Origin of the sequence: Dysgonomonas sp. 37-18, from assembly GCF_001899125.1 — a bacterium.
GTDB lineage: Bacteria > Bacteroidota > Bacteroidia > Bacteroidales > Dysgonomonadaceae > Dysgonomonas.
Map to the genome: position 1 here is coordinate 48,625 of NZ_MKVC01000041.1, position 13,445 is coordinate 62,069.

Consider the following 13,445-nt stretch of genomic DNA (forward strand, 5'->3'; position numbering starts at 1 on the left):
AATCTAACTATAATTTAAAAAACTTAAGGTCTGTATCGTCCCGGAGAAGAAAGATTGCTTCCAAAAAAGATAGCGTTAGTCAATATTCGTCCGCTACTTAACCAATACCCTCTAAAAGTAGGCGATTCCGCAAATAGAACAACAGTTCCTTTACCTTTGTTTTCGAAGACTACTAAAGGTGCATTTTTTAGTTCCTGTTGATTCTTCTTTGTCAAAAATCCGCTTATTTGAGGTTTATCTGTCAATTGTAGAACTGTAGCGTAATTACTTTTAGGTCTTGGTAATTTGTAATTACTGGTTTTGATTGCGTATGTTTCTCTCGATACTATTCCGAAGGCTAGAGGATTGGTTATATCCAAATCTGCATTGAATATAGCGCCGCCAATTCTCTGAGGACCTTCGTTTTCTCGTTGTGAAATATAGTCTAATCGTTTATATTCGTTTTTGCTTCGCGGAACGCTATCAGGAACGAAACCTGTTACTATTTTATTATCAATAGCCCATTTAGAAGCACCTTCTGATGTGATAAGTGTTCCTCCGTTAGCGACCCATTGTTGCAGCTTTCCGATAAAGTTAGGAGACAACGAGTTGTAATTGCCATCTGATAAGATTATCGATGTATAACGATTGAGGTCTGCCCAATCAGCTGAAGCTACATTGATTTTGGTTAAAGGTATATTTAATCTGTTGCCTAACAAAAACCAGGTTTCACCCACATCTGTCCAATTTATTCCGCTTCCGACCAATGTCGCTACAACAGGTTTTTCTACTCTTCTTATATTATTGCTACCTAAGTCTATACCAGTGGTGCTGAAACCAGTTGCTACTCCTAATATTTTTATATTTGTGAGCTCGGCCGCCTCTTTTACTATATTATACAATTGGTCGGAAGATATATTTTGATATTCAACAGGGATGACTATTGCTCCTTTGTTAAACTTATATTCTGTTCCTGCTACAGAAGCAGAGAAGTCTTTGTATGCGGCTTTTACAACAACACCTTTGTCTAGTAGATAGTACAGAGACTTAGATGCGAAATAGTCAGTATAATTAAATATGTACGCATAGTCAGATTTTTGACTGACTCCTCCTTTCTTTATCTGAGGGATATCTGTTACTTTTTGTCCTTGTCTTACTGCTCCTTTTACTTTCACAAATGGTATTCCATATCCATGTACAGTGCTCCATGCCGTAATGTCCATAAATATACTATCTACAAATGTTGTGTTTTCTTCGAATACAGCATTTAAAATACGATATTGAGGTTGAGAAAATGGCACAACATAAGCATTCCCTGGTTCAAAATCTTTTCCATTTTGAGAAAACTTGTCAGGGAGTTCATACACATCTATTTTATGGCTAAGTAAATGATCGAGAAATAATTTTGTCAGATTGTTATCATTTTTGTCTCCGAATACAATATACTTGTCGGCTCTTTTATTCGCTAAAGAAAGTGCACTGGAGAAGAAATCTTTTTGATGTTTGAATAATACGTCTTTCTCTGCTACTGCGGCTTTTATTGCTGCTATGCTGGTAACAACATTGTCTTTGATGTTTCGGGAGAATTTTCTTACCCCCACTTCGGTTTCTATCTCTATTCCGGCTGAGCTTCCTACTTCGAGGGTAGTGCCAACACCTCCTTGAAAATCGGGATAAGTAGATCCATAAATTGGTGAAATATTGTCAAAATCTTCTTTTGTATAGTAAAGAGACCCTATTTTATCCAAAGATTCCGAATAGTATTTCGCTAATATAGGATTTAACACATTGTATGTTTCTTCGGGGATTGTTGGGTTCCATGTGCTGCGTGGTGGCGACGGCTCGAAGTAATAGGCACTGTTGCTTCCCATTTCGTGATAGTCGGCATATATATTAGGATACCATTTGTGATAAAAATCAACTCTTGCTTTACTTTCAACGTGTACCAGTGGAAACCAGTCACGATTAAGATCTGTCCAAAAGTGATTTCCTCTATGTGGTGTAAATCCTCCGGCATGCTCTATATCATTCGGATCGGATACAGGGGGAAAGGATTTGAATGTATTAAAATATGAGGCAGCTCTGTCTCTTCCATCAGGATTTAATGCCGGGTCGATCAAAACAACTGCTTGTTCCAGATTTTTGATTGTTTCATTGTTTGTAGAAGCTACAAAGTAATATGCGGCAAGTATTGCAGCTTCTGTTCCGGCTATTTCTCCTCCATGGACATTATAACCTAAGTGCACTATGACTTTTTGATCATTATTTGAAGAGGAACTCTTAGGATCTATAAGTTTTAAGTGATTTTGACGTATAGATTCCAGATTCTTTTGATTGTCAGGACTTGTGACAATGAGTACAACCTGCTCTCTGTTTTCGTAAGTTTTCCCTATAACTTCGAGTTGCGCCCTATCGGATAAATTATCCAGTAACTTGTAATATTCAACAACTTTGTCATATCTGGCTAATGACGAACCAATGGGAAATCCAAAAAACTGTTCGGGGGTAGGTATTTTAGGATCGAACTGATTATCCCTCCCGAAATAATAGTCGTTTTGAGCAAAGGAATATAGCCCAGCTATAAATAGCAGGATAATAATAGCAAGTTTTTTCATATTCTATTTTGATTAAAAACCTCCAATACCAATTTGCCGTCGGAGAAAGAGGTGAGTTATTTGTCTGAGATTGTTTTAGCTGTTTTTTACTATTTGTTGAGTGTAAGATACTTAGATTCTATTTGCCGGATTTGGGCTAATTGAATATCCCGGCTTAGACGAAGAAATCCATAGTCGTGATTATATTGCTGTCCTTCAGTTAAAACCCATTTTATAAAATCTTTAACTTCGGGTTTGGTTGCTGCGGAGCTGTTAATTACAAAACCTATTTTTTGTATTGGAATCAAGTCTACATCTTCATTCTCAACTAGGGTTAACACATCGTCTATTGTTGACGATTCCAATACTTCTCGATACTCCTTTTTTATATCTAGTGGCAATAGCTTTATATCTGATTTTAGTTGACGGGTAGACAGATCATATAAATAAGATAGGCTATTGAATGTCACGCCTGTATTATCTTTATTTATCGCGTTTAGTAGAAATATATCATCTCCTGCTATTTTTGTCCCTCTTAAGGTGTTTGCCGGATAACCAAAATGTGCAGCAAAAACACTGGCTACAGATTCTTTTTTATTGCCTGAATATACTGTAAATCGTTCTGCCAGTTTTGATGGTTTACTATCGTCTTCATCCAAAAGGTCTTTTTCGAAAAATATTTCTCTTAATTTTTTTTTGTTATACTTTTCTTTTTCGAGATTCTCTGTATAGATATAATTTTTGGAGACAATTGGCAGTAATGCATATTTCACTACATAAAAAACATCTTTGCCATATAGTAAACTATCGGGTTGATCAGTTATTATTAATTCTATATCTGGATTTGAATTATTTTTATGAGCATCTTCTATTTTTAGACCTGAATTAACATTCTTATATTCAGATACCCACTTACTCACTAATGGCGAAACCAGTTTTTGGCTTTTGATGGATATTGTATTTTGGGCATTAAGCGATAATGCTAAAGTGGATAATATTATTGTTGTAAGAACTTGCTTTATAGCTTTCATAATTTTGAAATTTTATATATAAAATGAGCCAATATTGCTAGAGGCACAATATCAAATGAAAATAAATAGTAAAATATTGAGTGGGAGAGTTGGAATCAACAGCAATGCATTCGCATTGAGAAAAAGAGGAAGGAAGGTAATAGCAAAGAACGAGCAGGAACAGAGATAATTCCTGCAACATAATCATCACTTTTTTCGTGTTGTGATGCTTGTTGGTTTGGCTTTTTCAACTTAGCAATGCTGTTTCGAATGATTTTCATTTTTTCAATATTCTATAAGATATATTTATAAAACTATCTGATACAAAAATAAAAATATGAATGGCTTTATAAAATACCACAATTATGGTATTTTGCATACAACGATCTATATCAATTGCGTAGGATAGAAACAAATGGCACTATCCTACGCAATATGAATTTAGAGATAAGTATCCAATGCATTTTTAAGATCAGTAATAAGATCTTCTATATTTTCTATACCTACAGACAAGCGTATCAGGGTATCTGTTATACCTATAGCTTCACGTTCTTCTTTCGAAACAGAAGCATGAGTCATTAATGCCGGCAGTTCGATAAGAGATTCTACACCTCCAAGACTTTCGGCCAGAGCAAATAGATGAAGAGATTCTAGAAAGTGTTTCGAATTATCTATATTTCCTTTTAGTTCAAATGAGATAATTCCACCAGAACCTGTCGTTTGTTTTCTTACCAAATCGTATTGAGGGTGGCTCTTAAGACCCGGATAAATAACCTTCGTAACATTCGGATGTTCTTCTAAAAAAGCTCCAATTAATAAAGCATTTTCTTCGTGCTTTTGCATTCTCAGCCCTAATGTTTTAATTCCTCTTAAGGTGAGGTAAGAATCGAATGGGGATAAAACTGCGCCTACTGCATTTTGATAGTACTGTATTTTTTGATATAAATTATCATCAGACAGCATAACAGATCCACCCAAAACATCACTGTGACCTCCAATATATTTCGTAGAACTATGTAGTACAATATCAGCTCCTAGGCTAAGTGGTCTTTGAAAATATGGAGAGAGAAAAGTATTGTCTACTACCAAAATTAATCCTTCCTTTTTCGTGATGGTTGATACTGCGGCTATATCCGATAATTTAAGTAAAGGATTAGTTGGTGATTCCAGCCACACTAAACGGGTATTAGGACGTACGCTTTTTTCTAAATTCAGGATGTCTATAGTATCAATATAGGATACCTCGATCTTATACTCATTAAATATTTTGTTGAATAGCCGCTTCGTTCCGCCATACAGATCGTCAGAGGCAATGATATGATCACCTGCTTTTAATAAGGCTAATATTACACTTGTTTCAGCAGCTAATCCGGAGCTGAAGGCAAATGCGTATTTTGCATTTTCAAGAGCAGCTAGTTTTTCTTCCAGAGCTTTCCTGGTTGGATTCAACGACCGCGTATATTCGTATCCGGCAGTGGGTTCCTCAACTTTCTCTCTGGCGAAAGTGGTAGACAGATGTATTGGGACTACAACATCTCCGGTTGCTCCATCTCTGAAATCAGGTGTTTCTCCTGCATGAATTGCTTTGGTGTCAAATCCATATTGACTATATTTATTTCCCATATCGTTTTAATTATTTTATTTTCATTAAATTAACTTTAAGATCGGCATCCAGCTCAGGAACAATGCTAAAGCGAGATTTTAGAAATTCAGCATTACCTGTATCTAAAATGGATACATTTCTTATGAAATTTGTCTTTTAATTATGCTTGTACAATGCGATTATTATTGATTTTAGTAAGAATGTCTATTTTCGTGACTAATCCCACAAAGAGTCCTGCATCACCTTCCAATATAGCTACATAACCCTCGTTGAGTATATCAAGAAGTTGTTCGTAACTGGCAGTATATGCTATAGTGACTAGATTTTTAGCCATTATCTGAGATACCGGCGTCTTGTTTGTATATCCCTCTATATATGCCTTTAATAAGTCTGAGTCATCTATAATCCCTACTGCTTTATTATTTTTGAGTATAGGTAATTGAGATATATCATAAAGCTTCATTTTTTTATATACAGTCAGTAATGTATCAGAAGGTTGCGCATATATTATGGCTTTATCTTCTATATTACGTTGTGCAAAATCTCTAAGATCGTTGTGTACTTTTTTATTTTCTAGTCCATTGTCTTGCAGCCAGTAATTATTGTACATCTTCGATAAATACTTGTTTCCACTGTCGCAAACGAGAGTCACTACGCGTTTCGGTTCTGTTTGTTCCTGACAATATTTAATGGCAGCCGAAAGAAGTGTTCCTGAAGATGATCCGGCAAGAATACCTTCTTTATTAAGAAGTTCGTATACTGCATCAAAACTCTCTTTGTCTGATATGGAATAAGCCTTTTTAGTAAGGGAGAAATCGGCTATTGATGGGATGAAGTCTTCACCTATACCTTCTACCAACCACGATCCTGAGTCGGATCGTATAATTCCTTTATTTACATAATCGGCTAATATTGATCCATTGGGATCGGCTAATACAAATTCTGTTTTATCAGAAACTTTCTTAAAAAAGTGAGTTAGTCCTGTCAATGTACCTGAAGATCCAACTCCGACAACGACAGCATCAACATCTTTATTCATTTGTTTCCATATCTCCGGACCTGTGGTAGTTTCGTGGGCTAGGGGGTTAGCCGGGTTTTCGAACTGGTTAATGTAATAAGCTCCTGTGTCTTTTGCTATTTGCTGTGCTAAATCCTGATAGTATTCGGGGTGTCCTTTTATTACATCAGAACGTGTGATTATTACTTCGACCCCTAAGGCTCTGAGGTGATTGATTTTTTCCTGACTCATTTTATCGGGAATCACCAGTTTCAATTTATAATTCTTCATCTTAGCAATGAGGGCTAAACCCAAACCCGTATTGCCTGCTGTTGCTTCTATTATTGTATCTCCGGGTTTCAACTTTCCTTCTTGTTCGGCAATGGTTATCATCGATAATCCTATACGATCTTTTATCGAGCCCCCCGGATTTTGGTTTTCGAGCTTGACAAACAATCTACATTTGCCTGTATTTATTTTTGTAATTTCTATCATGGGCGTGTTGCCCACCATATCTAATACACTATTTGTAACATTATACTCTTTCATCGTTATAATATTTACTTGTTGATATAATAACTTTGGCTGATATCACAAACTTGTAATATCAGCCAAAGGCAAAATATTTATCAATAGCCCGGATTTTGTTCAATATCAGGATCTGATAATATATCGGAAGCGGGGAATGGAAACAACCAATAGTCGGTATTTGTCAGACCGAGGACTGAACCTGTCCTTTTTGTTCTAACCAGATCAAACCAACGATGAGGTTCGAAAGCAAATTCTATACTATTCTCATCTTCAATAGCTTGAATTATTACATCCTTGTCAGAGCTGTCAAAATCGGGTATATCTGCCCTGCCACGAACCTTATTTAAGTCTGATAAAGCACCTGATATATCCGGAGTTGCTTTTTTTATTCTTGCCTCAGCCCGGATTAAGTATAGCTCAGCAATGCGAATAACATAAGCCGGGTCGGTACTTGTTGATACGGTATTATACAATACTCCGTATACTGAGTTTCCGCTACCTTTTATAATTTCTTTTCTTGTTCCCCCTACATCCGAATCGTTCAGTTTGGCAACTAATGCATCCGACGGCTTTAAGGTATATTGCCCTCCTACAGTGCTTGGATACCAAAGATTCCAGTAACTATTTTTGTCGTTTGATGTAAAGGTTAATTCAAATACAGATTCCGGAGACAGAAATGGTGAAGTAAAAAAGGTTTTAAAAGGTTTCACCAGAGAATATTTGGTACTGTTGATTACCAATGTAGCATATGTTTCCGCATCAGCCCATTGTTCTCTATAAAGATGGAGTCTTGCTCTTAAAGCTCTAGCCGCATTTTTTTGAGCTCTGTTGCGTGTTGCCGAATCGTCTTCAGGAAGTAACTCTTCGGCTTTTGTCAGATCGGCAAGTACCTGATCGTAAGTCTGAGCGAGAGTACTTCTTTTTATCCCTGATAATGCTCCCAAATCTGTTGTTGGGTTCAATTGAAGTTGTACTCCGCCCCATCCGCGAGCGAGGTCGAAATAACCAAGGGCTCTTATAAAGTACGCTTCGCCTAGAATCTTATTCTTTTCAGCTTCAGTAAATAACGGATCATTTACATTCCCGATAGCTGCGATTATAGAATTTGCAGAGTTGATGCCCGCATAAATAGTTTGATAAACATAAACAGTACCGGCATTATCAGGAGAAACCGAATTTTGATCGAGCTGTAAGTATTGGCTCAATGTTCCATTGTAGGAAACATTGTCTGCCGTTATTGTTCCTAATGTTATGTAATAATTAGAATAATAATTCTGAACTGAATTATACGCTCCAATAATAGCAGCATTTGCTGTTCCCTTATTCGTTATTGCAATCGTAGAAGGTATAGAATTTGTGGGAGACAAATCTAAAAAATCCTCACAAGCAGTGAACAATAAGGGTGTTGAGAGAGCTGCTATGATAATTAAGTTTTTATATAACTTTTTCATTGTTTTTGTTTTTGTGGAACTTAAATATGAATTCTTTTTTTAGAATGTAGCATTCAATGTGAGCTGAATAGTGCGTGGTTGTGGCACTGTTGCCCAATCGTATCCATAAGTATTCTGGCTACTACTTTGTGCATTTACTTCCGGGTCGAGTCCTTTATACTTTGTAATGGTAAACAGATTGGTAACCGAGACTGTCGCTCTGAGTCTGCTTAGTTGCAAATTTCTTATAATAGATTTAGGCAGATTGTAGCTTAGAGCCAGATTCTTGAGCCTGATAAACGATCCGTCACTCAAATATCGGCTACTCATATTTGCAACATTCCCTCCATAGTTATTTGCCGAACCTCCGTTGATAGTAGGGTCGCCACTATATGTGGTCAGACGGGGAATATCAGTTATATCTCCCGCTTTTTGCCATCTTTCTAGCTGTCTCGGAATAAAGCCTATATTGTTTTGAGTACCACCATGTACTAAGAAGAAATCGTGCATACTAAGTATTTTATTCCCTTGCTGAAAATAAAAGAATAGATTCAGTGAAAAATCTTTATAGGTAATATCATTTGTAAAGCCTCCGGTATAGTTAGGTAAGGCATTACCTACAATTTGTCTGTCTGCTGAAGTGATAAAACCATCCTTATTAACATCTTCATAAACAGCATTTCCTGTTTCAGGGTCTACATATAGCTGTTTGTACAAATAAAAAGAGTTTACTGAATAGCCTTCGCGTAATATGGATGCGTTACGTCCCGAAGCTCCAAGGGTAATATCAGAAGCTAATTTCTCTATTTTATTTTTGTTCCATGATATATTAAATTCAGTAGTCCATTTGAAGTCTTTTTTATTGATATTAGTCGATTGTATTCCTAATTCCACTCCACTGTTTCTTACAGCCCCATAGTTTTGAAGAAAAGATGTAAACCCTGAACGATAAGGAACAGGAACATTCAATAATAAATCGTATGTGTATTTATTATAATAGTCGAAACTAAAGCTTATTGCATTTTTCAGGATTGCAAAATCAAAGCCGAGGTCTAACTGACGTGTGGTTTCCCATGTCAGGTCTGGATTTGCCAATTGAGAAGGGGCAGTGCCGGCAGTCTCTAAATAGTTCGATCCTGCTGACCATAAACCTAAAGCAGCGTATGACCCTATTCCATTTTGATTTCCCGAATATCCAAAACTGCCCCTAAATTTGAGCGCATCAAAGAAATTTATGTTTTTTATAAAACTCTCTTGACTTGCATCCCATGTAAGTCCAACAGACGGAAAGTAGCCCCAACGCTTGTTTTTCCCGAACTTAGATGAGGCATCAGCCCTTATGCTTCCATCTATTGTATATTTATTATTATACGTATAACTAGCTTTTCCAAAGAATGATAGCAATCTACTTTCAGACTTGGATGCTGAACCCGATTTAGTTGCTGCTACAGAAATATCTTTTAGATCATTGGTTGCAAAACCTTGTCCCGATGCACTGGTGTACTCCTCTTGTACAGCATTGACCGTATTTCCAAGTAAAACATTAAGCGCATGTTTATCTTTAAAGACCTTATTATAGGTGAGTAGTTGTTCTGCTGTATAAACAATGTTTTTAGCTTTGTATGAGGTAGCAGAACCATTAGTTGCTATCCCGGCACTGATGAATGTATCAGCATAATTGCTTTCAGTCAGATCAGTATTATCTAAGCTCCAGCTTGAACGAAATTTAAGTTCTTTGAGAAGGTTATATTCCAAGAACAAGTTTCCGATAGTTCGCCATGTAGTAGCATTATTATCAAGATGCTCTATTAGAGCCAGATGGTTATCAAAACTTCCATATCTGGCATAACTACCATCTTCATTGTAAATAGGTAAATATGAACGAACGAATATAGCAGAATTGATTACTCCTTTTGGATTGTTGTCATTGCTACTTACATTACGATATACTTTACTTAGGTTAATGCTTGTACCTATTTTCAATTTGCTTGTTAAATTATTGTCATAGTTGAGTCGTCCCGAATAGCGTTCAAAATCGGAAGGTTTAACAACAGATTCCTGCTTGGTGTATCCGAGGCCGACATAGTAGGTACTGTTGGAATTACCTCCCTGTGCTGAGATTTCATAATTTGATAAAGCAGCCGTTCTAAATAAATCACTATTGCGATCGTATGTGGGCATACCGGAGGGATCAGCAAAAGGTAACTTTATGTCAGATGGAGACAATCCTCTATCGATACCTGTATTGTAGGCTGCTTCGTTAGCAAGTATAGCCGTTTCAGGGCCTGTTATAGATCGGAATTTTTTAATAGCATTTGCCCATCCATGAGACAGGGATACCGATATTTTCGCTTTTGTATCTTGTTTACCTCTCTTAGTTGTTATTATAACTACTCCATTTGCTCCTAATGATCCGTATATTGCGGTCGCATTAGCGTCTTTAAGTACAGTAATGTTCTCGATGTCTGATGGATTAATATCCGATAATGGATTTGACTGGGTTTGTCCTCCCATACCGGTAGATATGAGATTGCTGTTGCTAATGAATACACCATCAATAATGTATAATGGGTCTACTCCTGCATTAATAGAGTTACTACCTCTTACCCGAAAGATAACACCACCTCCGGGAACTCCGGTATTTGATGAGATCTGTACGCCGGGAGCTTTTCCTTGTAATAGCTGGTCAAATCCGGAAGCCGCAGTTTCTTTTATTCCATCTGAAAGATTAATGGAAGTTATAGCTCCACTGACTGATCTTCGTTGTTGGGATGTATAACCTGTTACAACAACTTCATCAAGAAAGTTAAAGTCTTCTTTTAATGATAAGATGATGGGCTCTTCTGCATCGTAAACATCAATATCTTGAGATTTATATCCTACCAGGCTTATAGATAAAGTAGCGGGTAGAGCTTTTGTGACTTGTAACGAAAATCCGCCATGAGCATCAGTAAGAGTACCATTTGTCGTTGCTTTTAAGGCGACGGAAGCTCCGATAATAGGCTCTTTGGTTTTCTCGTCTATTACGTTCCCTCTTATAATGGTTTGGGAATAAAGCCCAAACGTAGATAGCATCAATAATACTAAAAATACATAAATATGCTTTTTAACACATGAGGGTTGATGCTTTTTTTTCCAAAAAATAAATATATTTGTCATATTCTATTTTAGATTGAACACTTCCAATACCAATTGCCGTCGGAGGAGGAAGTGTTTATTTTTTATAATTAAAACTTCTCTTTTTTATATACGATTGTAACACATCTTGCTTATTTGTATAACTCAAGAATATTATAAAAATTCTTGAAGCAAAATTCAATCAGTTAACTTTTGTTTACCAATGAACTATAATAAGTCAAAATAAAGAATGTAAGGGGAAAGTATTATCTACAACAACACATTCGTGCTGAAAAGGAAGGGGCTGTATTAAGTAGGCTAGGAGATAGAAGGTAGTTGATGTTACAAAAGCGAAAGAGTAAATTCAGCTTTTTGTAATTGATTGATGAATGGTTTATTCGCCGAGACAGTGAATAAACCTCTAGTAGTTTTTCCATAATCATTTTCATATTTTTTGTTTAACTTATATAACAATTGCAAAAATATAAGACTTTCTTTTAATCATAAATACCATAAATGAGGTATTTATTGTTGGGCCATTAACTCATTTAAACAATAAGTTATGATGTACAATGAAATTATTTTTGACAAGTAACCCGAAGCAGTAGATTATCTGATCGAGAGACGGATTTCGCTTACGGTACAACAAAACTTTATGCCGAACAACGATACCTATCTGCACACTTAAGGCAAACATTCACCTATCTCGCATTGATTATATCTATTAAATCTTCACTTATATCAGTAAATCATATTATATATTTGTACTCGTATCGAAACTTATAATCTGTTCAACTATTTTAATTAATATATAAAATGCAATTATATAATACATTAAGTAACGAAGAAAGAGAAAAATTAATAGACCAAGCCGGTGTTAACAGGCTTACTTTATCATTCTACGCTTATGCCCACATCAACAATCCCCAACAGTTCAGAGACGAACTCTTTGTCAGATGGAGCGAGCTCGATGTGCTGGGACGTATATATGTAGCCAAAGAAGGGATCAATGCCCAATTATCATTACCCGCTCATAATATGAGTGCCTTTAAAGATTTTTTGGACACTTATACCTTTATGAAAGACATCAGGTTGAACATAGCAGTAGAGCATGACAATAAATCTTTCCTCAAGTTGAAAATAAAGGTAAGAGATAAAATTGTGGCCGATGGGCTTAACGATAACACCTTTGACGTTACAGACATAGGCATTCATCTGAAAGCACAAGACTTTAACAATATGATGGACGATCCCGATACCATTGTCATTGATATGCGTAACCATTACGAAAGTGAGATAGGGCATTTTGACGGGGCTATCACTCCCGATGTTACTACATTCAGAGAATCGCTTCCGATTATAAATGAGCAATTGAAGGACTACAAAGAGTCTAAAAAACTACTGATGTACTGCACCGGTGGTATCCGTTGCGAAAAAGCGAGTGCATATTTCAAGCAGCAAGGCTTCAAAAACGTCTATCAGCTAGAAGGAGGCATTATTGAATATACCCGCCAAATAAAGTCAGAAGGACTGAAATCGAGATTTATAGGCAAAAACTTTGTTTTCGACAATCGCCTTGGAGAACGAATCACCGATGATGTTATAGCTCATTGCCATCAATGTGGAGAGCCTTGCGATACGCATACTAATTGTGCAAACGAAGGTTGTCATCTTTTGTTTATACAATGCTCCAAATGTGCCCAAAAGATGCATAGCTGCTGTTCCGATGCTTGCAAAAATATCGTTATACTACCTCAAGAGCAAAGAAAGATATTGCGCAAGGGCATTAAAAATGATGCGATGATTTTTAGAAAAGGGAAAGCTAAGCATCTTCTCTCAAAAAACGAATAAAGAGAACACATTTTATTCGTAACTTGTCCGGTATCTACTATTGTTCAGACCAGATCAAAGGGTACTCCTTTTTATTTATAAAACATATAAGAGCCTGTTTAAATAAAATCTAAACAGGCTCTTACAATAATATTATCTTATTGTCAACCCCTCCTTATTACCCACCACTCTAAAAGCCATCTTAAATCTTAGAGAAACTTTCCGTGGATGTATACTTGGATATATAGGTACTTACATCAAATGTTTTTTCATAAATATCAATATTACAGGCGAATGATTGGTGTGTGATAGACTTTTTCCTAAACAAATCTTAACGTAAACGTAACAAAATAG

7 protein-coding genes are annotated in these 13,445 nt (G+C 36.3%); 1 reads left to right on the forward strand and 6 read right to left on the reverse strand.

The window, feature by feature from the left end:
- Window positions 1-23 precede the first annotated feature (23 nt).
- The 6 genes from BGO84_RS15690 to BGO84_RS15715 form a co-directional block, all read right to left on the reverse strand.
- Window positions 24-2,594: a M14 family metallopeptidase gene (locus tag BGO84_RS15690; RefSeq protein ID WP_291030620.1), complete on the reverse strand. Its 2,571-nt coding sequence runs from the start codon at window positions 2,592-2,594 to the stop codon at window positions 24-26.
- A gap of 89 nt (window positions 2,595-2,683) precedes the next feature.
- On the reverse strand, window positions 2,684-3,604 hold the full coding sequence (locus tag BGO84_RS15695; RefSeq protein WP_291030622.1) for a hypothetical protein: 921 nt from the start codon (window positions 3,602-3,604) through the stop codon (window positions 2,684-2,686).
- Window positions 3,605-4,024: 420 nt separating this feature from the next.
- Entirely contained in the window at window positions 4,025-5,206 is a 1,182-nt protein-coding gene (locus BGO84_RS15700; RefSeq protein WP_291030624.1) for a PLP-dependent aspartate aminotransferase family protein, read from the reverse strand.
- Window positions 5,207-5,346: 140 nt separating this feature from the next.
- On the reverse strand, window positions 5,347-6,732 hold the full coding sequence (locus tag BGO84_RS15705) for a pyridoxal-phosphate dependent enzyme (RefSeq protein ID WP_291030626.1): 1,386 nt from the start codon (window positions 6,730-6,732) through the stop codon (window positions 5,347-5,349).
- A gap of 80 nt (window positions 6,733-6,812) precedes the next feature.
- Window positions 6,813-8,165 (reverse strand): RagB/SusD family nutrient uptake outer membrane protein, encoded by a 1,353-nt coding sequence (locus tag BGO84_RS15710; RefSeq protein WP_291030628.1) that lies wholly within the window; start codon window positions 8,163-8,165, stop codon window positions 6,813-6,815.
- 39 nt (window positions 8,166-8,204) lie between these two features.
- The gene (locus BGO84_RS15715; RefSeq protein WP_291030630.1) at window positions 8,205-11,219 is read right to left on the reverse strand and encodes a TonB-dependent receptor; all 3,015 of its coding nucleotides are present in this window, start codon (window positions 11,217-11,219) and stop codon (window positions 8,205-8,207) included.
- A gap of 858 nt (window positions 11,220-12,077) precedes the next feature.
- On the opposite strand from BGO84_RS15715, the gene BGO84_RS15720 reads away from it, so the two are divergent.
- Complete coding sequence (locus BGO84_RS15720) at window positions 12,078-13,112, forward strand: rhodanese-related sulfurtransferase (protein WP_291030632.1); 1,035 nt, start codon at window positions 12,078-12,080, stop codon at window positions 13,110-13,112.
- Window positions 13,113-13,445 lie beyond the last annotated feature (333 nt).